The sequence below is a fragment of the Staphylococcus sp. HMSC055A09 genome, assembly GCF_001809655.1.
Lineage (GTDB): Bacteria > Bacillota > Bacilli > Staphylococcales > Staphylococcaceae > Staphylococcus > Staphylococcus capitis.
The window spans coordinates 1-21,985 of sequence record NZ_KV798369.1 but is presented as its reverse complement, the minus strand read 5'-3'; the positions used below and the strand labels follow the sequence as shown (position 1 = coordinate 21,985).

Here is a 21,985-nt window from a genome sequence, read left to right as displayed (position 1 = left end):
TATGCGCGATTATTCAGCGCTTTCTTCTTTTTGTTCACCAACGGCTTTAACTGCATAAGCGAAGTTGCGTACTGGAGCTTGTAATACTGATAAAAGCATTGATACAAGACCATCGTGTGAAGGTAATGAACCAACAGTTTTAACTTCTTCAGCTGAGATTACGCTACCTTCCATAACGCCTGTTTTAACTTCTAAAGCTTCGTGTTCTTTAGCAAATCCTGCGATAACTTTCGCTGGAGCTACAACATCTTCAGTTGAAGTTGCGATAGCTATAGGACCTGTTAAGAATTCATCTAAGCCTTCGATACCTGCTTGTTCAGCTGCACGACGAACCATAGTGTTTTTGTAAACTTTGTACTCAACACCTGCTTCACGTAATTGTGAACGTAATTCAGTAACTTCTGCTACTGTTAAACCACGGTAGTCAACGATAACTGTTGATACTGAATTTTTAAGTTGTTCAGCAATAGTATCTACTTGTTGTTTTTTTGCTTCAATGATAGCAGACATTCAGACACCTCCATTTAAATTTTTTCGGTGCTTTTTTTAATAGCAATAAAAAAAGCACTTTCTACCCACGGCAAAAAGTGCTTGAAAGATCATTAATCATCACGTTCAAGTCAATTTTAGCCTCGGTAGGATGAGTTTTAAGTTATAAATAACTCCTACTGTCTTAGGTAAAATAATCACAATTAATAATATAACTGCTTTGTTGTAATAAGTCAACAAAAAATTTACAGACTGAAAGATTGCTTCCTTCAGTCTGTAATCATGTTGCATTATTTAAAATTTATAGTTTGAAAGATGAAGTATCAACTTTAACTCCAGGGCCCATTGTTGTAGTTACAGCAACAGATTTGAAGTAAGTACCTTTAGCAGAAGATGGTTTAGCTTTTGCTAAAACGTCTTGTAAAGCTTTAAAGTTTTCAACTAATTTTTCATCGTCGAATGAAACTTTACCGATTGAAGCATGTACGATACCTGCTTTTTCAGCACGGTATTCAACTTTACCAGCTTTGATTTCTTCTACAGCTTTTTTAACATCCATTGTTACTGTACCTGTTTTAGGGTTAGGCATTAAACCTTTAGGTCCTAATACACGACCTAATTTACCAACTTCGCCCATCATGTCAGGAGTAGCAACAACTACGTCGAAATCAAACCAACCTTGTTGGATTTTTTGTACGTAGTCTGATTCTCCTACATAATCTGCACCTGCTTCTTCAGCTTCAGTGATTTTATCGCCTTTAGCGAAAACTAATACACGTTGAGATTTACCAGTACCGTTAGGTAAAACAACTGCACCACGGATTTGTTGGTCATTTTTACGTGTATCAATTCCTAAACGGAAAGCTACTTCAACAGACGCGTCAAAGTTAGCAATGCTAGTTTCTTTAGCTAATTTAATTGCTTCTTCAACACTATAGTGTTGAGTACGATCAACTTTGCTAGCTGCTTCTTGATACTTTTTACCTTTTTTAGCCATTTATTGTTCCTCCTTTAGTGGTTTTAGCGGAATTTCCTCCCACATTTACTTGCCTATCGCAAGTTAAGAGCAGATAACAGTGGAAAGAGAGTGGTCCAGAAATATAATTTATGTCCCGTCCTCTTACTCATAGACAATATCAATTGTTTACCTTCTCTGTTACCTGCTTTTATCGTCTAAATTAAGTTCATTTTTAAAATTAAATTCGTTAATACGCTTAATTATTCTACAGTGATACCCATGCTACGTGCAGTACCTTCGATAATACGCATAGCTGCTTCTTCGTCTGCAGCGTTTAAGTCTTGCATTTTAGTTTGAGCAATTTCGCGTACTTGATCTTTAGTTACTGATGCAACTTTTGTTTTATTAGGTTCACCTGAACCTTTTTCAACGCCAGCTGCTTTTTTAAGTAGTACTGGAGCCGGTGGAGTTTTAGTAATGAATGTAAATGAACGATCTTCATATACACTGATTTCTACCGGAATGATTAAACCTGCTTGTTCTTGCGTACGTGCGTTGAACTCTTTACAGAATCCCATGATGTTCACACCTGCTTGACCTAATGCTGGACCAACTGGTGGTGCTGGATTCGCTTTACCTGCAGGAATTTGTAATTTAACTACTTTTTCTACTTTTTTAGCCACGATGTGCACCTCCTTGATATCGTGATGTGGTCACAGGGCTCAGTTTTGCCCTCCCACTCTTAAACATTTCGTGACGAAATGAACGCTCTAAAAGCGCGACCACATTATTTTAACACTCGCTCTATTAAAAAATCAATAGTAAAATTTCATCTTTTAGTTGAAGTTTTATAATAAATTTTTGATAGACGTTTAAATTAAAGTTTCTCAATTTGATCGAATTCAACTTCGACCGGTGTTTCTCGACCAAACATATCTACAAGTACAGTTAATTTAAATTTATCCGCTTCGATTTCTTGAACTTCGCCTACTTGGTTAGCAAAAGGTCCTGATTTGATACGAACTTGTTCACCAACATCAAGTTCAACATCAATAGTTTTCTCTTTAAGACCCATTTGCTTAAGAATGAAGCGCACTTCTTCAGGAAGTAGAGGATTAGGTTTAGAACCCGCACCTGCAGAACCTACGAATCCTGTAACACCTGGTGTGTTACGAACGACATACCATGACTGATCCGTCATTACAAGCTCAACTAGCACGTAACCTGGGAATGTTTTTTTAACAAGTTTCTTAGCTTTACCATCTTTAACTTGTGTTTCTTCCTCTTCTGGTATGACAACTCTAAAAATTTGCTCTGTCATATTCATAGATTCTACTCTTTTTTCTAAATTCTTTTTAACTTTGTTTTCATATCCAGAATAGGTATGCACAGCATACCAACGCTTTGCGCCAACTTCTTCAGACATGTCTCCACTCCTAACCTAATAATAATTGTTTCAATGCATTAATACCTACGTCTAAGGCATAGAAAAAGACTAAGAAGAATATAACTGTAGATACAACGATTACAGTGTATTTGAATAGTTCTTCTTTTGTCGGCCAACTTGTCTTTTCCATTTCTGATTTAACGCCTTTAAAGAAGTTCTCTTTTTTAGCCATTAGTTAGACCTCCACATTTTAAGCCTCAACTTTAAAGTCTCATTCAGCTTAATAATCTATTTCGATTCTTTATGAACTGTATGCGAATTACACTTCGGACAATACTTTTTCAGTGTTAATCTCGTTGCCGAACCTTCCTTTTTAGGGACGTTGTAATTTCTATTGCCACAAACCTCACAATTTAAAGGTACTTTCTTCACGATTATTCACCTTTACTCATTATAATACCAATATACTATACATAAATGTCGTAATAAATGTCAAACATACATTCTTTGCTATAATCACCTAATTACTAGGGAATAATACAGACAATTTCATTTCCTTAATTGTCGTTTCATTTTCATTTTACAACGTTGTATGGCATTGTAAACGTCTTTATCTTTAATTTCTAATGCTTGTGCAATTTCTCTCGGTTTATATTCTTTAATAATTAGTTTTAAGACGTCTCTTTCCAATCCGCTTAATGTAAATGCTTGGCTCATAATTTCCTTTGATAATTCTTCTCTTAAAAATGACCTTTCAACTTCATCAAGTGCTAATGCACAATGATAATCTACAACGTACTCGTTGATAAGCATCACATGTCGATGACGTTCAGCTCTACTCTTTCTTAAGTAGTCATACTTAACAGAGCGAATGAGAAAGTACAAATATCTTTTAAATGGAATTGCTCTACTAAAGTCATAATGTTGAAGTGCTCGATACATTTTTATGATAATCTCTTGATACATATCCTCAATATCAAATTGATTCGATGTTATGTATCCAATTTTTCTAAAAATGAGTGGTCTCAACTCTCTAAGTAGCGTCTCAAATATACGCTCGATATCTTCAGTTTCGATGTTGAAATGATACTGTGTTAATTCATCTTGATGTCTTTGATTCAATCACGTATACCTAACCTTCCTTTATTGTTAGGTTAGTTTATATGACTTAGATTAAATTTATCAATACCACTGTATTAATCATTTCGATGGTTTCCACGTCTGATTTTTTCAAATTCTTCTAGTATCTCATTTGATAACTGAATTCGAGTTCTGGGTTTCTTTTCACTAAAATCATCAATTGATTTGCTCACTGTGATTTCATTTTCTTTTAAATCGCGCCACATTTCCCTCGAAGATATGCGGTATGCCCCAGATCCAAAAATGGCATGTTGCTCACTCATATCACTCGTAACAACGGTGATATGCGTTGTATGTTTATCATATAACTCATATACATAACGTTCGATAAAACTATCTGCTGTTTCTTTCTCTTTAGTAAACACCGTTCTAACGCCATGGTATACGTATTCTCTTTCAATTCCGGATTGTTCATATGCATCAAATACACACACAATTTCATCAGCAATAAGTGCATTATAGTTTGCTATGGCATCCAAAAGTTGCTCTCTTGCTTCTTCTAAACTCTCTTTAGCAATCGCACTTAATGCTGAAGATTGACCTATCATATTATAGCCATCGATAATTAGATATCTTTCCTTCATGACATCTCTCCAGTCTCATCTCTTTTACGAAATACTTCATACATCATCAAGCTTGCTGCTACAGAAGCATTGAGACTATTAACATGTCCAACCATAGGTATTTTAATGTAAAAATCACATTTATCGCTCACTAAGCGACTCATTCCTTGTCCTTCGCTTCCTATCACGATAGCTAAAGACATATCCGCCTGTAAGTCACGATAATCCGTAGCATTACTTGCTTCGGTACCTGCGACCCAAAAACCATTTTCTTTTAATTCATCGATTGTCTTAGAAAGGTTCGTAACGCGTATAACTGGAACATGTTGAATAGCTCCAGTTGAAGCTTTTGCAACAGTCTGCGTGAGCGCTACTGAACGTCTTTTAGGAATAATGACTCCGTCTACTCCAGTTGCATCAGCAGTCCTTAATATAGAACCAAGATTATGCGGATCTTCTAGACCATCTAAAATTAATATTGTAGAAAAGCCATCTTTATTCTTCTGGCTTTGTAAAAATTCATCAAAATCTTCATATTCATATGGAGCGACTAATGCAGCAACCCCTTGATGAGGTGCATTTGATAAAAAATCTAATTTAGATTTTGGCACGGTTTGAACTATCAATTTTTGAGCTTTTGCATTTTTTAAAATTTCATTAATCTGTTGTTTTTTTATACCATCTTGAATCAAAATCTTATTTATAGCATGCCCCGAAACAATCGCTTCTTTAACTGCATGTCTTCCTACTATGACAGTATCTTCCACGTTCTCACTACCTTTCATTTACTATTTCAACAATAGTTTGAAGTAATTCTTCTAAACGCGCATGTTGATGATCTAAATATAAAAAACCTATAACTGCTTCCAAGGCTGAACTTTTTCGATATGTTTGAACATCAGTATTTTTAGCTTTGGTATAGCTTTTAGCATTACGTCCCCTTCTCAAAACATTTAACTCTTCTTCAGTAAACCAATCATTAGATATTAAATACTCTAATGTCTGAGCTTGGCTTTTAGCAGAAACATATTGTTTTGATACCTGGTGTAGACGATTCGGTTTACTTTGTAATTTAAGAACAATATATTCTCGTACATGTTGATCTAATACGGCATCGCCCATATAAGCAAGCGTCAATGGATTTAATAATTTAACATTCATTATTTAGCCACGCTTAAATCTGACACCTTGTGGCGTATCTTCTAAAATAATGTTACGTTCTTTCAACATGTCTCGAATTTCATCAGCACGTGCGAAATCTTTATTTTTACGAGCTTCATTACGTTCTTCTATAAGCTTTTCAATATCCTCATCTAGTAACTCGTTTTCATTTTCACCTTTAAGTGGGACGCCAAGAACATCACTGAAGATTTGATATACTTCTTTAAATCTATGAAGTACCTTCGTAGACGTTGTGTTCTCTAGAACATATTTATTCGCAAGTTTGGCTAAATCATACCAAGCAGTGACAGCATTAGCTGTATTAAAGTCATCATCCATAACCGCTTCAAATTGTCGGAGAATCGTTTCTATTTGATCAATGTATTCAGAATGTTCTTCTAAATCTGTAGCAATGGCTTCACGTTCTTCAATCAATTTATAACTATTGCGTATACGTTCTAAACCGCTTCTCGCAGCTCCTACTAGTTCTAAATTATAATTAATCGGGCTACGGTAATGGACACTAATCATAAAGAAACGTAGTACATCTGGATCTATTTCTTTAATAATGTCGTGTACTAAAATGAAGTTACCTAATGATTTACTCATTTTTTCGTTATCTATATTTATGAATCCATTGTGCATCCAGTAATTCGCAAATGGTGCATGATTGTGTGCTTCTGACTGGGCAATTTCATTTTCATGGTGAGGGAATTGTAAATCTGACCCTCCTGCATGAATATCGATTGTCGCTCCTAATTCATGATAAGCCATAACTGAGCATTCGATATGCCAGCCTGGACGACCTTTACCAAATGGACTATCCCAACTGATTTCGCCAGGTTTCGCTTTTTTCCATAAAGTAAAATCGAGCGCATCTTCTTTTTGTTCTCCCGCTTCAATACGCGCGCCTACTTTGAGGTCATCTAGAGATTGATGACTTAATTTACCATATCCATCAAATTGACGCGTTCTAAAGTACACATCTCCATCACTCTCATAAGCATACCCTTCATCTACTAATTCTTTAATGAAATCTATAATTTCTTGCATATGGTTCATCACACGCGGATTGGATGTTGCTTTCTTAACGTTCAATGCACCTACGTCTTCATAGAATGCTTTGATGTACTTTTCTGCAATTTCAGGAACACTTTCATTTAGTTCTTTAGAGCGATTAATTAATTTATCATCCACATCAGTGAAATTGGAAACGTAAATCACTTCATAACCTTTGTATTCAAAATATCTTCTAACAACATCATAGTTAATAGCAGGTCTTGCATTTCCGATGTGTATATAATTGTAAACTGTCGGACCACAAACATACATTTTCACCTTGCCTGGTTCAATCGGCTCAAATGTTTCTTTCCGACGTGTTAACGTATTATATAATGTAATCATCTTGAATCTCTCCATTCTTAGCTTTTTCAAGTTGTCGTTCTAAATGTTTGATTTGTTCGAAAAGTGGATCAGGTAAGTTGCGATGGTCAAATGTTTTACCGATACGCTTACCTTCTTGTTTAACGATATGACCCGGTATACCTACAACAGTGGTATAGCTTGGTACAGATTGTAGTACAACTGAATTCGCACCAATATTTACATTTGATTCAATTTGAATATTCCCCAACACCTTAGAACCAGCTGCAATTAAAACATTATCTCCAATGTCCGGGTGACGCTTACCTTTTTCTTTACCTGTACCACCTAAAGTAACACCTTGGTAAATCGTGACGTTATCCCCAATTGTACATGTCTCACCAATTACAACACCCATACCGTGATCAATAAATAATCGTTTACCAATTTTTGCTCCGGGATGAATTTCTATACCCGTAAAAAAGCGTGACACTTGTGAGATGACTCTCGCTGCTGTATAACGTTTCTTATTATATAATTTATGGGCTATCAAATGACTCCATACCGCATGTAATCCTGCATAGGTAGTAACTACTTCTAAAGTTGAGCGTGCTGCTGGATCCTGTTCAAACACCATTTTTATATCGTCTCTCATTCTTCTTAACAAGATCTTCTCCCCCTTGGTTCAATCATTAAGATATCTGTTCTTTACATGAAATAATTTTTCGACCGTCATGCACAATTTTAAAATTAATGTTATTAAAAAAGCACCTCTAACAACTGATGTTAGAGGCGCTCTTAGCACGGTTCCACTCTTCATTTAGTAACGAAACTTTAAAATGTTAGCGTTACTCTCATTTGTATTATTCATCTTAGTTCAACAAAGGTGCATTCATTAATATTAATGATGTGCTCACAGCGACCGCACACTCTCTGAGTCATGTAATAATTAATTACTAATCCTTTGATTCATTTTTATAGTTATAATAATAGGTCGTTAATTGTGAAATTTCAAGTCGAAACACACGTTTTTTAATCATACTGCACTAGATAAAGCTAAACTTCGTTATTAATTTACTATACATACTTTTGTAATCGTGATAATACTTTTTCTTTACCTAAAACTTCAATCGTATTTGGTAATTCTGGTCCATGCATTTGACCTGTAACGGCTACACGAATTGGCATGAACAATTGTTTACCTTTAATACCTGTCTCTTTTTGAACTTCTTTAATTGTTTTCTTAATTTCTGCTGCTTCAAATGGTTCTAAAGCTTCTAATTTACCGTATAAATGATTCATTAACTCAGGAACTTGTTCACCATTTATAACTTCTTGCTCCTCTTCACCAAGTTCTGGCATTTCGTGGAAGAACATTTCTGATAATGGAACAATTTCACCTGCGTAACTCATTTCTTTTTGATATAAAGCAACAAGTTTTCTACCCCATTCTTTATCTTCTTCAGAAGGATTTTCTGGGATAAGATTTGCTTTGATTAAATGCGGTAATGCTAATTCAAATACTGTATCAGTGTCTTTCGTTTTCATATATTGGTTATTTACCCAAGCTAACTTTTGTCTGTCGAACATAGCTGGTGATTTAGATAAACGTTTTTCATCGAAGATTTTAATAAATTCTTCTTTAGAAAAGATTTCTTCTTCACCTTCAGGTGACCAACCTAATAAAGTAATAAAGTTAAATAGTGCTTCTGGTAAGTAACCTAAATCACGGTATTGCTCAATAAATTGTAAAATTTGACCGTCACGTTTACTTAACTTTTTACGTTCTTCATTAACGATTAATGACATATGACCAAAGCGTGGTGGTTCCCAACCGAACGCTTCATATATCATCAATTGTTTAGGTGTGTTAGAAACATGGTCATCACCACGAATAACATCTGAAATTTTCATATAATGATCGTCTACAGCAACTGCAAAGTTATACGTTGGAACGCCATCTTTCTTAACAATGACCCAATCACCCATATTATTTGAATCAAAAGAAATTTCACCTTTTACCATATCTTTGAAACTATAAGTTTTATCTTTAGGCACGCGGAAGCGAATAGATGGTTTACGTCCTTCAGCTTCGAACTGTTTGCGTTGTTCTTCTGATAAATGTGCGTGTTGTCCGCCATAACGAGGCATTTCTCCACGAGCAATTTGCGCTTCACGTTCTTCTTCTAATTCTTCCTCAGTCATGTAACACTTGTATGCTCTATCTTCATCAAGTAATTGTTGAATAAGTGGATTATAAATATCAGCACGTTCAGACTGACGATATGGACCAAAACCTTTATCTTTATCGATAGATTCATCCCAGTCTAAACCTAACCATTTTAAGTTATCAAATTGTGAAGATTCACCATCTTCTAAATTACGTTTACTGTCCGTATCTTCTATACGAACTACAAAATCTCCATCATAATGTTTCGCAAATAAATAGTTAAATAATGCTGTTCTAGCATTACCAATATGCAAGTAGCCTGTTGGACTTGGCGCATATCTTACTCTGATGCGTTCACTCATTATATTCACTCCTACGATTATTATTTATGTGGTTGATGAACTGATTGAAAATAAATGACCTATGATAACTCATTTTATGAAGCAATCGCATTTAATATTTTCAAGTCATGTTTCAAACCATTAAGCATGTAAGCTTTCATGTTTTCAGTAGTTTAATTCAATTTTAAAAAAAGTTATTCAAAAGTTTATGATGTGTTTAACCATTACTTTGTGAATAACTTTCGTGAAACATTGATTATTCATTCTTACATAACATTCAATAATATTGTAGCACTTAAACACGCCTTTGATAAGTCTATTGTTTTAACAGTCTTTCATAGTTAATAGTTTTTTATATGAGAAAAGGTTTCATGTAAAATACATACTTAATTATAAAATATGTAGTTTCACATGAAACCTCTTTTTAGAATTAATTTTCAAAATCAGAACTATTGTCATCGACATGTTTCGCAAAAACGATTCTACCAGATGAAGTTTGTAGTAAACTGATGACTTCTAAGTTAACATGTTGGCCCACTAATTTCTTAGCGTTATCAACAACGACCATTGTGCCATCATCTAAATACCCAACGCCTTGACCAGGCTCTTTCCCCATTTTAGTTAAAAGGATATTGAGGTGGTCACCTTGATGTACGTTAGGCTTAATAGCTTCAGATAAATCATTAACATTAAGTGCCATAATGCCTTGGACATGACACACTTTATTTAAATTAAAATCCGTTGTAATAACGTGAGCGTGGTAATGTTGTGCTAATTTGATTAATAAAGTATCAATATCATTATGAGATTTCGTTGGATTTATGACTCGAGTAGGATAGTCTAAATCATAAAGTTGATTAAGAATGTCTAATCCACGCTGACCCTTTTCTCTTTTTACACTATCATTCGCATCAGCTACGACTTGTAATTCATTTATAACACCTTGAGGGATAAGAATATCTCCATCAATAAATCCACAACGAATAATATCTAATATACGCCCATCAATAATTGCGCTTGTATCGATGATTTTAGGGATTGCTTTACGTGTGTTGTAGGACATTGAGCGTGCCATATTTTCAGGCAAAAACATTAACATCTCATCACGTTTCTTTAAACCAAATTGGAATCCAAGATAACATAAAATAATTGTTATTATAATTGGGATAAAATGATTGAGCATTGAATTTCCTATTAGTTCTAAGATGAAAGAAACCATCACAGAAATAAATAATCCAATAATCAAACCAATTGTTGCGAACAAGATTTCAACCGCACTGCGGCGCATTATAATTTGTTCTAGTTCTTTAAAAGCGTATGTGACCTTTTTTAAGAAAAATCCAAATATAATGAAGAACAATATGATCCCTATTAATCCATCTATGTAATGATTAGTGATAATTGGGTAAGTGTTAATCCCTAAATCAGATACTACTTCTGGGATGATGATAATCCCTAGTGCAGCACCGATAATGATATAAATAATTACCACCATTAATCTAATGATATTCAATCTTATCCTCCTCTCATGGCTGTCTATTCATTGTATGTAAATCACTTATTTAACATAATTATAATGAAATTTGTGAAAACTAAATTAAAAAACTATATGCGTTTAAATCTTAAAACTCACTAACTACTATGAGGGAGGATTATGAAGAATGAAGCGCATATTTTAAAGCCTCATGCACAGAAGACACTCCTATGACTTGAATACCTTCCGGGAAAGTCCACCCACCAATATTAGTCTGAGGTATAATCGCTCGTTTGAATCCAAGTTTAGCCGCCTCTTGCACGCGTTGTTCAATGCGTGACACACGTCGAACTTCACCTGTTAGACCAACCTCTCCAACAAAGCAATCTAAACCGTCTACCGCTTTATCCTTAAAGCTTGAAGCTGTCGCAACAATAATACTTAAGTCAACGGCTGGTTCTGTTAATTTCACACCACCAGCAACTTTGATATAAGCATCTTGTTGTTGAAGTAAATAATTCTCCTTCTTCTCTAAAACTGCCATAAGCAAACTTAATCGATTATGATCTATGCCCGTAGCCATACGTCTTGGATTGTTGAAAGTGGTCGGTGTGACTAACGCTTGGACCTCTATTAATAATGGTCTTGTACCTTCCATAGTCGGTACAATTGTTGAACCTGGCACGTTTGTAGAACGTTCTTCTAAGAACATTTCAGACGGATTTAAGACACCTTTCAAACCACTTTGCTTCATTTCGAAAATACCCATCTCATTCGTGGAGCCAAAACGGTTTTTAACCGCACGTAAAATTCGATAAGCATGATGTTCATCACCTTCAAAGTAAAGCACGGTATCCACCATATGTTCAAGTAATCTTGGACCGGCAATTTGTCCTTCTTTCGTAACATGACCGACGATGAACGTTGCGATATCCATTTGCTTTGCGATATTCATTAGACTTTGGGTACTTTCTCTTACTTGAGATACAGAACCCGGTGCAGAACTGATTTCAGGATGATAAATAGTTTGAATTGAATCTACTACAAGTAAATCTGGGCGTTCATCCTTAACTGTTTGATGAATGACTTCTAAATCAGTCTCTGCTAATACATTGAGTTGACTAGAATCTTCTTCTAAGCGATCGGCACGTAGTTTAGTCTGATTGATAGATTCCTCACCTGTAATATATAAGACATTCTTATTTTGAGATAATGCCGCACATATTTGAAGAAGCAACGTAGACTTCCCAATACCAGGATCGCCACCTATAAGTACGAGTGATCCACTGACAATCCCTCCACCAAGGACTCTGTTAAATTCTTTAGAATCCGTTAGAATTCTAGGGGTAGATTCATGTTTAACATTATCCAATTTTTGAACTTTTCCAGCTGCTTCTTTAGATTTCACTCCATGTTTAGGGTTTGCAGCTTTCTCTACAATTTCTTCCATCTGGTTCCATGCACCACAGTTTGGACATTTCCCCATCCATTTAGGAGATTGATAGCCACATGCCATACACTCAAATATTACTTTTTTCTTGGCCACTTCTGCACCTCCAAATTATTATGAACAAATCTATTTTAAACTGACATTTTGATTATGACAAATTAAATGTAAATGATTATGATATAGTCTATTTTTATGTGGTTATTAAACTATGATTTTTTATAAATAATTTTATTTTTGTCTATTTTAATTTCTGCAATTTTGTATAATCGCTAGTGTATTGTTTTTTATTTTCCGGAAAATGAATATCCCATCATCAGTTTTAAACAAATTGAAAAATATGTAAAAAAATGACATCCCTCAAACAGCGAGAGATGTCATTTATTAATGATGCAAATAGCAAACATTACTTTAGTTATTCAATATATTAGTAATAATCAATTAAGCTTCAGTGGTTTCTTTATCATCTGACTTTTCATGGATATCATATTTGAATTCATCGCCATCATGATCGATTGTGACTTCTTTACCTTCAATTTGATTACCATCTAAAATTAATTCACTAAGATTATCTTCTACAGTTTTTTGGATGGCTCTAATTAATGGTCTAGCACCGTATTCTGGATCGTAACCTTCTTCTGCGATTTTTTCTTTAGCTTTATCAGTTACAGAAATATTGATGTTTTGTTCAGATAATCGATCAGTAAGTTTCTTAACCATCATAGTAACAATTTCTTTCAATTCTTCTTTAGATAGTTTATGGAATACGATGATATCATCCACACGGTTTAAGAATTCAGGACGGAATGAATTTTTGAGTTCTTTCATCATTGTTTTGCGAATTGTTTCGTAGTCATTACCCTCTGAAGCACCGCCAAATCCTGCAAATCGTTGGTCTTGTAATTCTTGCGCACCAACATTTGATGTCATAATAATGACTGTGTTACGGAAATCTACAGTACGACCTTTAGTATCAGTTAGATGACCATCGTCTAATACTTGTAGCAAGATATTAAATACGTCAGGATGGGCTTTTTCAATTTCATCAAATAAAATAACTGAGTAAGGTTTGCGTCTAACTTTTTCAGTTAATTGACCACCATCATCATGACCTACGTAGCCTGGAGGTGCTCCAACTAAACGACTCACAGCATGTTTCTCCATAAATTCACTCATATCAACACGAATCATAGCATCATCTTCACCAAACATAGATTCAGCTAATGCACGAGCTAATTCTGTTTTACCTACACCTGTAGGACCTAAGAAGATAAAGCTACCGATTGGACGTTTAGGATCTTTTAATCCAGCGCGAGCACGTCTTACAGCTTTACTAATTGAATTAACAGCGTCATTTTGACCGATAACTCGGTTATGAAGTGTATCTTCAAGGTTGAGTAAGCGATCTGATTCAGTTTCATTAATTTTAGTTAATGGAATACCTGTCCATCCTGCGATAACTTCAGCAATATCTTCTTCAGATAAAGCTGTACTTACACCACCTTGAGAGTTTTTCCATTCGTTTTTAGCTTCTTCATATTGTTTTTCAAGCTTAGATTGTTTGTCTCTTAAGTTTGCTGCATTTTCAAATTCTTGTGCATGAACGGCAGCATCTTTTTCATTTTTTACATTTTCAATTTCTTGTTCAATCTCTTTTAGATTGTTAGGAGTTGTATGACTTTTCAATCTAACCTTAGAACTTGCTTCATCAATAAGGTCAATCGCTTTGTCTGGTAAGAAACGATCTGATACATAACGATTACTTAATTTTGCCGCAGCTTCTAAAGCCTCATCAGATATATTAATTCTATGATGAGCTTCATAACGATCACGTAATCCTTTTAAGATTTCAATCGTATCTTCAACTGTTGGTTCATCAACTTGAACAGGTTGGAAACGACGTTCTAACGCAGCGTCTTTCTCAATATTTTTACGATATTCATCTAATGTTGTAGCACCAATACATTGTAACTCTCCTCTAGCTAATGCTGGTTTAAGAATATTAGAAGCGTCAATTGCACCTTCCGCACCTCCAGCACCAACTAATGTGTGTAACTCATCTATAAATAAAATGACGTTACCTGCTTGATGAATTTCTTCCATTACTTTTTTCAAGCGTTCTTCAAATTCACCGCGGTATTTTGTACCAGCAACGACAGTTCCCATATCGAGTGACATCACTCGTTTATCTTTTAGAGTTTCTGGGACTTCATTATTAACGATTGCTTGTGCTAAACCTTCAGCTATAGCAGTTTTACCCACACCAGGTTCACCGATAAGTACTGGGTTATTTTTAGTACGACGGCTGAGCACTTCAATCACACGAGTAATTTCTTTATCTCTTCCAACTACAGGATCTAAAGTGCCATCTTTAGCAATAACTGTTAAGTCTCTAGCTAAACTATCTAATGTTGGAGTGTTATTTGATTTATTTGCTTGAGCATTTTTATTACTCATTTCTGGACTACCTAAAGCTTTTACTACTTGCGCGCGTGCTTTTGTAATATTTAAATCTAAATTGGCAAAGACACGTGCTGCGACACCTTCATTTTCACGGATTAAGCCTAGAAGAATATGTTCTGTTCCCACAAAGTTATGATGTAGTTTTCTCGCTTCATCCATTGAAAGCTCAATAACTTTTTTAGCTCTAGGTGTGTAATGTAAAGTGCCCATTTGTTCTTGACCATGGCCAATTAACTTTTCAACTTCTTCAATAACTTTATCTTCAGTGATATTAAAGCTTTCTAACACTTTGGCAGCGATACCTTCAGGTTCTTTCATTAAACCTAATAAAAGATGTTCCGTTCCAATATTTGAATGGTTCAAGCGAATTGCTTCTTCTTGTGCGTGCGCTAGTACGCGTTGTGCACGTTCTGTTAATCTACCAAATAGCATATATAAAATACCTCCTATTTTATATGTTTCCTTAATAAATCAGCTCTTTTTTCATTTACTGTTTTATCATCATCTTCATCTATTAAAAATGGCGATTGAATAGCTACCATTAATTCATTAAATTTAAAATCTTCAAGCGAAATATAGTTTAAATCAATGCCAAGCTTAACTTCACTCAAGCGAAATGATGCTTCTTCCATTGATATGATTCTACTATTTTGTAAAATCCCTAGTGAGCGATAAACTCTATCAAGTGTCTCTACAGGATTATGTTTATCAAGTCTTTCTCTGATTTGTTTTTCCTCATTGATAATTTGATTAACTACTTCAGTTAAGTTATCAATGATGTCGGATTCAGTTTTCCCTAAAGTAAGTTGGTTTGAAACTTGATAAATATGTCCATATACTTGTGAACCTTCTCCATAAATACCTCGAATCGTAAATCCAAAACGATTAATTGTTTGAGCGATACGATTCATTCTCTTCATAATAGAAAGTCCTGGTAAATGTAGCATGACACTTGCGCGCATTCCAGTGCCTATATTAGTTGGACATGTTGTTAAATAACCTAAGTGTTCGTCATAACTTATATCTAAATCACTATCCAACTCATCATCAATATTTGAAGCCCTTTGATATAATTCACGCAACGATAAATCTGTTCCTAACGCTTGAATTCGAATATGATCTTCTTCGTTAATCATTACACTTAAAGATTCATCTTCATTTAACAGCACCGCGGATGCTGGCTGTTTGATAAGTTCTGGACTGACAAGATGTTTCGCAACTAATTTCATTTTACTTTGTTGATCCATAGTGTCTAAACGTTGTAACTTTAAGTTTGGAAGCGCATCTTGAACTTCGTTGATAACTCGAAAACCCTCTTGTTCAGAAGGAAACATCAAAGGATGGACGTGATTTTCTAGATTTCTTGCTAATCTAATACGAGAAGAAATAACTACAGGTGCCTCTTCTGTCATCTTCATCCATTCACTTATATTAGTATGAATGTCACTCATTACGAGACACCTCACTCTCATCTTTTAATGCTTTAATTTCATCACGTACAACAGCCGCTTCCTCGAAATTTTGTTCTTCAATTAATTTGTTTAGATATTTTGTTTTTTCTTCGATTTGCTTTTTAATTGCAAGTTTCTTATATGAAGATTGAGGCGTTTTACCTACATGTTCAAATTGGCCTCCCTGTACACGTCTAACAATATCGATAATGTCTTCTTTAAAAGTTGCGTAACAATTCGCGCAACCGAATTTACCAACGTGCGCAATATCTTTTAAAGTCATTTGACATGTTGGGCATTGCTTTTCCTCTTTGAACGCCATTTCTTGAAAATTAATACCATGTTTCGTAGCAAGATGTTGTAAAATCTGTTTAACTACAAAAGCTTCCTCTATATCATCCTGATGCACATGGTAAGAAGTATCCTCATGAGATTGGTGCCATGGATTATCACCTTGAGCACATATTGAGCATACCCATTTTTCGTGACTACCGTCTTTACTTTTAACTGTTAATTTTACTTCTGCTTCATTTAAATGACAGTTTTCACAAAGCACGTTCAGACACCTCACTTCATTAATAATAGTTTATAACTGGAAGTAATCGTTTTAAAATATTAGCGCGTATAATATCTCTTGCGACCACATCCATTTTTAATGTCTCTCTATCTATAACTGCTTGGATCATTTTAGCTTCTCTTTGGTTAATTAGACCTTTATCTAGTAAACCATCTATAACATAATACGCTTGTTGTTGAGAAATAGAAGGCCCTATCAATTGAAGTAAGTGATTAATATAACCTGATGCATCTTTATTTTCAATTTTAGTGATTCGGATGTAGCCTCCGCCACCCCGTTTACTTTCTATTTCATAACCATGTTCATTTGTGAAGCGTGTTTTAATAACATAATTTAATTGAGAAGGAACACAATCGAAGCGTTGTGCAATATTAGCGCGTTGTATTTCGACCACATCTTCATTTGTTTCCTCGAATAAATGTTTAATGTATTGTTCTATGATGTCAGACATGTTATGCATGGATATCACCTCTTTTTGACCTTCTTTGACTTTATTATATGACCACCTTTGACCTTTTTCAACCAATTTGATTTTTAAAATTTAAATTTTATGATGTTAGCGCGTTCATTTTATTGTATGATAGAGAATAGAAAAATTTAAAGGAATGAAAAACATGCATATTTTGATTGGGATTATAGGAATTATATTCTTTTTAGCACTCGCATTTTTATTTAGTTCAGATAGAAAAAATATCCGTTGGAAATATGTCGGATTACTCTTAGTAATTCAATTGATATTTGCATTTATTTTATTAAAAACAAATATAGGTATCACAGTTATTGGTGGTATTTCGTATGGTTTCAGTTATTTATTAAAGCAAGCTGCTGAGGGTGTCAATTTCGTATTCGGTGGTTTTAAATTAGATCCAAAAAACCCTCCATTCTTCTTTAATGTATTGTTACCTATCGTGTTTATCTCAGCGCTTATCGGTATTTTACAATATACAAGAATTTTACCGCTTATAATTAACATTTTAGGTTTTTTAATTTCTAAAATTAATGGCATGGGACGTTTAGAATCTTACAATGCTGTAGCAGCAGCAATTTTAGGACAATCAGAGGTATTTATCTCATTAAAACAACAATTGCCATACATACCTAAACAACGTTTGTATACATTAACTGCATCTGCAATGTCGACAGTATCTGCTTCAATTATTGGAGCCTACTTCACATTAATAGAACCTAAATATGTTGTAACAGCTGTGGTACTTAACTTATTTGGTGGTTTCATCATCGCGTCTATTATCAATCCGTATAAAGTGAATGAAGAAGATGATAAATTATTAGTCGATGAAAGTGAAACTAAAAATCAATCATTCTTCGAAATGCTTGGTGAATATATTTTAGATGGTTTCAAAGTAGCAGTGATTGTCGGTGCAATGTTAATTGGTTATATTGCTCTTATTGCTTTACTTAATGGTGTAGTAAGTGGAATCTTTAGTCTATTATCAGGTGGAACATTGGATTGGAATTTCCAAACGTTAATCGGTTTTGTCTTTGCACCATTCGCATTCCTAACTGGTGTTCCTTGGCATGATGCTGTGCAGTCAGGTTCAATTATGGCGACAAAATTATTATCAAATGAATTCGTTGCTATGCAAGCACTCGGTAAAACACATGGTTTATCTGAGCATGCTAAAGGTGTCACTTCAGTATTCTTAGTATCATTTGCTAATTTCAGTTCAATAGGTATTATTTCCGGTGCGATTAAATCACTAAATGATAAAAAAGGTGATATTGTAGCACGATTTGGATTAAAACTATTGTTCGGTGCAACATTAGTATCATTTATTTCTGCAGCAATTGCAGGATTCTTTATTTAATCAAACGCGAGAGTAACTTAGGAAAGTTGCTCTTGCGTTTTTTTATTTTATGAGCTTACATTTGCTTTTGAAATTCATTTTCCGAAAAATTAAAAACGGCCACCTTTAAGATGACCGTTTATCAAAAGATTAATTAATTATTCTTTATCATATGGTTAATGAAGTATTCAGTTACACGATAATCGTCGGTGAATTCAGGATGGAAAGAGACACCAAGATATTTACCTTGTTTAACCGCAACAATCTTATCTCCTACTCGGCTAAGAATGTCTACACCTTTCTCAACTTGAGCAATATGTGGTGCGCGTATGAATACACCTTCAATATCTTTAGCAACACCTTTTATATTAAGTTCCGATTCAAAACTATCAACTTGACGACCAAATGAATTACGTTCGACTGTAATATCCAACTTTTTTAAATAGCCAGATTCACCTTCAACATCTTTTGCAAGTACGATCAATCCCGCACATGTGCCAAACATTGGTAAATCAGATTGCTTTAACGCTTCCTTAAAGCCATATAAGTCCATTAGTCTTCTTAGTGTTGTAGATTCACCACCTGGCAAAATCAAACCAGCAATATCTTCAAGTTGTTCAACTCTTTTTACTGCGACACCTTCATGACCACTTAACTCTATGTGACGAATGTGTTCACGAACTGCACCTTGTAATGCTAATACACCTATTTTCATAAATTACCATCCACGCTCTTGCATACGTTCTTCTAAAGAAATTTGGTTGATATCTAAACCTTTCATCGCTGTACCAAGTTCACTAGCCAATTTTCCAATTAATTCATAATCTTGATAATGAGTCGTTGCTTGGACAATTGCTTTAGCAAATTTTTCAGGATCTTCTGATTTAAAAATACCAGAACCAACAAATACACCATCAGCACCTAATTCCATCATTAAAGCAGCATCTTGAGGTGTTGCTACGCCACCTGCTGCAAAGTTTACTACTGGTAAACGTCCATTATCTTTAATTTGTTTTAATACTTCAAAAGGTGCTCCCAAATCTTTAGCGAAAGTCATAATTTCATCATCATTCATTACTGTTAGACGACTAACTTCAGCATTAACGCGTCTCATGTGACGTACAGCTTCTACGATATTGCCTGTTCCAGGTTCACCTTTCGTACGTAACATTGCAGCACCTTCTCCAATACGTCGTGCAGCTTCACCTAAATTACGGCAACCACAAACGAAAGGCACTGTAAATTGATCTTTTCTTAAGTGATACTCTTCATCAGCTGGAGTCAATACTTCAGATTCATCGATATAATCAACACCCATTGATTCTAATACTCTAGCTTCAGTAATATGTCCTATACGGGCTTTAGCCATAACAGGTATAGACACAGCATTCATTACTTCCTCTACAATTTTAGGATTAGCCATACGTGCCACGCCACCTGCTGCTCGGATGTCTGATGGAACGCGTTCTAAAGCCATTACTGCAACAGCACCAGCTTCTTCAGCAATTTTAGCTTGTTCTGCATTTACGACGTCCATAATAACGCCACCTTTTTGCATTTCAGCCATTCCTCTTTTTACTCTTTCTGAGCCTACGATTTTTGACATGTTATTACCCCTTTACTTATTGATTAAATTCATTTTAAGAGATAAACTGATATTTAAAAAGGTTCAATTTATCCATAATAATAGGGGTCAGATTTATGAAATCATCACAACCACTTTACTTATCTCTTTATGAAAAGTTAAAAAATCAAATTATCGAAGGTCAATACCATTCCAATGATAAGTTTCCTTCGAAAAGACAATTAAGCGAACATTTGTCAATGAGTCATACAACTATTGAACACGCTTATCAACTGTTATTAGATGAAGGATTTATATACTCTAAGCCGAGATCTGGATACTATGTATCAGATATTGAATCATTGCCAGTTATCAATAGAGAAACTTATCCTAATAATGATCATTTAGAGATGCATAATGAAAGTAATGAAAACTCGCAATTCAAATTCGCCTTCAACTTAGCTGAAATCGACTCTGAAAATTTTCCTATGCATATATTTAGAAAATACGCAAAAGACGTCTTTGAAGAAGATCACTTATCACTATTACAAAGAGGCGAAATTCAAGGAGAGTTCGTATTACGTCAACAAATTGCACATTATTTATTTAATAGTAGAGGCGTAACATGTCACCCTAATCAAATAGTCATTGGTTCTTCTACTAGCCAACTCCTCGATATGATTACTAATTTACTTAATCAAGAAAAGTTTATCATCGAGAAACCGAGTTATCCTCCGATCAAACATGTCTTAGACAAAAAGAATATGAACTATTTACAAGTTCCTGTTGAAAAAAATGGCATACAAGTTCGCCCTATCTTAGAATCAAAATATAATATTTTATATATTACACCTTCACATCAATTTCCTACTGGTCATGTCACCAATTTAAAAAAGAGAACTCAACTTATTCAATGGGCACAACAAGATGAACAACGTTACATTATTGAAGATGATTATGATTCAGAGTTCAGGTACTTTGGTAAACCTATACCAGCTCTACAAAGTTTAGATACTAAAGGAAAAGTTGTTTATATAAGTACATTTTCAAAATCACTCTATCCTAGCTGTAGAATTGCATATATTGTTTTACCAAAAGAAATATTATCAAAATATAAACAAAGAAAATTAAAAGAAGGTAATACTGTACCTGTGCACATTCAACATATGGTTGCACAATTTATGGCAAGTGGTAGCTTTGAAAGACATTTAAATAAAATGAGGAAAATTTATAGAGACAAATTAAATTATATATTGCACCATCTCGAAAAATATAAAGACCAATTGCAAATTGAAGGAGCACTTACTGGGATGCATTTTAATTTAACAGTTCTGAATGGTCTCACTACACAGCAATGCTTAGACAAGGCTAAGAATAACAAATTAAAACTCGAAATATATAACTATGATGATATCCCCTTAGAGTATCCTAAATTTATTTTAGGATTCGGTGGAATTAAACAACGTGAACTTGCAGATTATGTTAAAGCTCTCATCAACTCGTTAATTATAAAGTAACACTTCTTTTTTAAAAGTTAGTGTTACTTATGCGATAGCTAATTGGCTATCGTATTTTAATTAACTTCCTCTTATTAATTTCTCATCTTTATTTTTTCGCATAAAAAAAGAGACCT

General features: G+C 34.5%; 23 protein-coding genes and 1 other annotated feature. Of the genes, 2 read left to right on the top strand and 21 right to left on the bottom strand.

Annotated elements, in window-relative coordinates; all coding sequences use genetic code 11:
- Window positions 1–9: 9 nt before the first annotated feature.
- The 19 genes from rplJ to HMPREF2642_RS05590 all read right to left on the bottom strand — a co-directional run bounded on the left by rplJ (window position 10) and on the right by HMPREF2642_RS05590 (window position 17,443).
- Complete coding sequence (gene rplJ / locus HMPREF2642_RS05675) at window positions 10–510, bottom strand: 50S ribosomal protein L10 (protein ID WP_070597721.1); 501 nt, start codon at window positions 508–510, stop codon at window positions 10–12.
- 39 nt (window positions 511–549) lie between these two features.
- Window positions 550–696: a sequence feature (ribosomal protein L10 leader region), on the bottom strand.
- Window positions 697–790: 94 nt separating this feature from the next.
- Window positions 791–1,486 (bottom strand): 50S ribosomal protein L1, encoded by a 696-nt coding sequence (gene rplA, locus HMPREF2642_RS05670; RefSeq protein ID WP_002452478.1) that lies wholly within the window; start codon window positions 1,484–1,486, stop codon window positions 791–793.
- Window positions 1,487–1,707: 221 nt separating this feature from the next.
- Window positions 1,708–2,130: a 50S ribosomal protein L11 gene (rplK, locus tag HMPREF2642_RS05665; protein ID WP_002433084.1), complete on the bottom strand. Its 423-nt coding sequence runs from the start codon at window positions 2,128–2,130 to the stop codon at window positions 1,708–1,710.
- A gap of 194 nt (window positions 2,131–2,324) precedes the next feature.
- Window positions 2,325–2,873: a transcription termination/antitermination protein NusG gene (nusG, locus tag HMPREF2642_RS05660; protein WP_002432993.1), complete on the bottom strand. Its 549-nt coding sequence runs from the start codon at window positions 2,871–2,873 to the stop codon at window positions 2,325–2,327.
- Window positions 2,874–2,883: 10 nt separating this feature from the next.
- Window positions 2,884–3,066, bottom strand: coding sequence for a preprotein translocase subunit SecE (gene secE / locus HMPREF2642_RS05655; protein ID WP_002433350.1), 183 nt, complete (start codon window positions 3,064–3,066; stop codon window positions 2,884–2,886).
- A gap of 56 nt (window positions 3,067–3,122) precedes the next feature.
- On the bottom strand, window positions 3,123–3,266 hold the full coding sequence (gene rpmG / locus HMPREF2642_RS11410) for a 50S ribosomal protein L33 (protein WP_002452476.1): 144 nt from the start codon (window positions 3,264–3,266) through the stop codon (window positions 3,123–3,125).
- Window positions 3,267–3,383: 117 nt separating this feature from the next.
- Entirely contained in the window at window positions 3,384–3,956 is a 573-nt protein-coding gene (locus tag HMPREF2642_RS05650; RefSeq protein ID WP_023350793.1) for a sigma-70 family RNA polymerase sigma factor, read from the bottom strand.
- A gap of 74 nt (window positions 3,957–4,030) precedes the next feature.
- Window positions 4,031–4,558 (bottom strand): NYN domain-containing protein, encoded by a 528-nt coding sequence (locus tag HMPREF2642_RS05645; RefSeq protein ID WP_002433453.1) that lies wholly within the window; start codon window positions 4,556–4,558, stop codon window positions 4,031–4,033.
- A complete protein-coding gene (rlmB, locus tag HMPREF2642_RS05640; RefSeq protein ID WP_002452475.1) occupies window positions 4,555–5,304 on the bottom strand; it encodes a 23S rRNA (guanosine(2251)-2'-O)-methyltransferase RlmB in 750 nt (249 codons plus the stop codon). The genes HMPREF2642_RS05645 and rlmB overlap by 4 nt, the downstream gene beginning before the upstream one ends.
- A gap of 7 nt (window positions 5,305–5,311) precedes the next feature.
- Window positions 5,312–5,698 (bottom strand): Mini-ribonuclease 3, encoded by a 387-nt coding sequence (locus tag HMPREF2642_RS05635; RefSeq protein WP_002433421.1) that lies wholly within the window; start codon window positions 5,696–5,698, stop codon window positions 5,312–5,314.
- Between the two features lie 3 nt (window positions 5,699–5,701).
- Window positions 5,702–7,102 (bottom strand): cysteine--tRNA ligase, encoded by a 1,401-nt coding sequence (gene cysS / locus HMPREF2642_RS05630; protein ID WP_002452474.1) that lies wholly within the window; start codon window positions 7,100–7,102, stop codon window positions 5,702–5,704.
- Window positions 7,086–7,715, bottom strand: a complete 630-nt coding sequence (gene cysE, locus HMPREF2642_RS05625) for a serine O-acetyltransferase (protein WP_171002259.1) — start codon at window positions 7,713–7,715, stop codon at window positions 7,086–7,088. The genes cysS and cysE overlap by 17 nt, the downstream gene beginning before the upstream one ends.
- 422 nt (window positions 7,716–8,137) lie before the next feature.
- Window positions 8,138–9,592 (bottom strand): glutamate--tRNA ligase, encoded by a 1,455-nt coding sequence (gltX, locus tag HMPREF2642_RS05620; protein WP_002433261.1) that lies wholly within the window; start codon window positions 9,590–9,592, stop codon window positions 8,138–8,140.
- Window positions 9,593–10,001: 409 nt separating this feature from the next.
- Window positions 10,002–11,066: a PIN/TRAM domain-containing protein gene (locus HMPREF2642_RS05615; RefSeq protein WP_161799216.1), complete on the bottom strand. Its 1,065-nt coding sequence runs from the start codon at window positions 11,064–11,066 to the stop codon at window positions 10,002–10,004.
- 157 nt (window positions 11,067–11,223) lie between these two features.
- Window positions 11,224–12,591, bottom strand: a complete 1,368-nt coding sequence (gene radA / locus HMPREF2642_RS05610; RefSeq protein WP_002433170.1) for a DNA repair protein RadA — start codon at window positions 12,589–12,591, stop codon at window positions 11,224–11,226.
- Between the two features lie 342 nt (window positions 12,592–12,933).
- Entirely contained in the window at window positions 12,934–15,387 is a 2,454-nt protein-coding gene (locus HMPREF2642_RS05605; protein WP_002433302.1) for an ATP-dependent Clp protease ATP-binding subunit, read from the bottom strand.
- Between the two features lie 14 nt (window positions 15,388–15,401).
- Window positions 15,402–16,406: a protein arginine kinase gene (locus tag HMPREF2642_RS05600; RefSeq protein ID WP_002433454.1), complete on the bottom strand. Its 1,005-nt coding sequence runs from the start codon at window positions 16,404–16,406 to the stop codon at window positions 15,402–15,404.
- Window positions 16,399–16,962 carry a UvrB/UvrC motif-containing protein gene (locus HMPREF2642_RS05595; protein ID WP_070597720.1) on the bottom strand — a complete coding sequence of 188 codons (564 nt, stop codon included), beginning with the start codon at window positions 16,960–16,962 and terminating at the stop codon, window positions 16,399–16,401. Before HMPREF2642_RS05595 ends, HMPREF2642_RS05600 begins: the two co-directional genes overlap by 8 nt.
- A 19-nt stretch (window positions 16,963–16,981) precedes the next feature.
- Window positions 16,982–17,443 (bottom strand): CtsR family transcriptional regulator, encoded by a 462-nt coding sequence (locus tag HMPREF2642_RS05590; protein ID WP_002433457.1) that lies wholly within the window; start codon window positions 17,441–17,443, stop codon window positions 16,982–16,984.
- A 154-nt stretch (window positions 17,444–17,597) separates the two neighbouring features.
- Between HMPREF2642_RS05590 and HMPREF2642_RS05585 the strand changes: the two genes are divergently transcribed.
- Window positions 17,598–18,809 (top strand): NupC/NupG family nucleoside CNT transporter, encoded by a 1,212-nt coding sequence (locus HMPREF2642_RS05585; RefSeq protein ID WP_002452470.1) that lies wholly within the window; start codon window positions 17,598–17,600, stop codon window positions 18,807–18,809.
- A 133-nt stretch (window positions 18,810–18,942) separates the two neighbouring features.
- Here HMPREF2642_RS05585 and pdxT read toward each other — a convergent pair whose 3' ends face one another.
- Together pdxT and pdxS are read right to left on the bottom strand one after the other, a co-directional pair.
- A complete protein-coding gene (pdxT, locus tag HMPREF2642_RS05580) occupies window positions 18,943–19,503 on the bottom strand; it encodes a pyridoxal 5'-phosphate synthase glutaminase subunit PdxT (protein WP_030059231.1) in 561 nt (186 codons plus the stop codon).
- Window positions 19,504–19,506: 3 nt separating this feature from the next.
- A complete protein-coding gene (gene pdxS / locus HMPREF2642_RS05575) occupies window positions 19,507–20,394 on the bottom strand; it encodes a pyridoxal 5'-phosphate synthase lyase subunit PdxS (protein WP_002433503.1) in 888 nt (295 codons plus the stop codon).
- 95 nt (window positions 20,395–20,489) lie between these two features.
- Between pdxS and HMPREF2642_RS05570 the strand changes: the two genes are divergently transcribed.
- Window positions 20,490–21,869, top strand: a complete 1,380-nt coding sequence (locus HMPREF2642_RS05570; protein ID WP_030059229.1) for a MocR-like pyridoxine biosynthesis transcription factor PdxR — start codon at window positions 20,490–20,492, stop codon at window positions 21,867–21,869.
- Window positions 21,870–21,985 lie beyond the last annotated feature (116 nt).

Coding starts and splice junctions, on each gene's coding strand:
- rplA (WP_002452478.1), bottom strand. CDS start 1,486: ATGGCTAAAAAAGGTAAAAAGTATCAAGAAGCAGCTAGCAAAGTTGAT.
- pdxS (WP_002433503.1), bottom strand. CDS start 20,394: ATGTCAAAAATCGTAGGCTCAGAAAGAGTAAAAAGAGGAATGGCTGAA.
- secE (WP_002433350.1), bottom strand. CDS start 3,066: ATGGCTAAAAAAGAGAACTTCTTTAAAGGCGTTAAATCAGAAATGGAA.
- rplJ (WP_070597721.1), bottom strand. CDS start 510: ATGTCTGCTATCATTGAAGCAAAAAAACAACAAGTAGATACTATTGCT.
- HMPREF2642_RS05635 (WP_002433421.1), bottom strand. CDS start 5,698: ATGAATGTTAAATTATTAAATCCATTGACGCTTGCTTATATGGGCGAT.
- nusG (WP_002432993.1), bottom strand. CDS start 2,873: ATGTCTGAAGAAGTTGGCGCAAAGCGTTGGTATGCTGTGCATACCTAT.
- HMPREF2642_RS05590 (WP_002433457.1), bottom strand. CDS start 17,443: ATGCATAACATGTCTGACATCATAGAACAATACATTAAACATTTATTC.
- cysE (WP_171002259.1), bottom strand. CDS start 7,715: ATGAGAGACGATATAAAAATGGTGTTTGAACAGGATCCAGCAGCACGC.
- cysS (WP_002452474.1), bottom strand. CDS start 7,102: ATGATTACATTATATAATACGTTAACACGTCGGAAAGAAACATTTGAG.
- gltX (WP_002433261.1), bottom strand. CDS start 9,592: ATGAGTGAACGCATCAGAGTAAGATATGCGCCAAGTCCAACAGGCTAC.
- HMPREF2642_RS05615 (WP_161799216.1), bottom strand. CDS start 11,066: ATGGTGGTAATTATTTATATCATTATCGGTGCTGCACTAGGGATTATC.
- pdxT (WP_030059231.1), bottom strand. CDS start 19,503: ATGAAAATAGGTGTATTAGCATTACAAGGTGCAGTTCGTGAACACATT.
- HMPREF2642_RS05600 (WP_002433454.1), bottom strand. CDS start 16,406: ATGAGTGACATTCATACTAATATAAGTGAATGGATGAAGATGACAGAA.
- HMPREF2642_RS05605 (WP_002433302.1), bottom strand. CDS start 15,387: ATGCTATTTGGTAGATTAACAGAACGTGCACAACGCGTACTAGCGCAC.
- HMPREF2642_RS05570 (WP_030059229.1), top strand. CDS start 20,490: ATGAAATCATCACAACCACTTTACTTATCTCTTTATGAAAAGTTAAAA.
- HMPREF2642_RS05585 (WP_002452470.1), top strand. CDS start 17,598: ATGCATATTTTGATTGGGATTATAGGAATTATATTCTTTTTAGCACTC.
- HMPREF2642_RS05645 (WP_002433453.1), bottom strand. CDS start 4,558: ATGAAGGAAAGATATCTAATTATCGATGGCTATAATATGATAGGTCAA.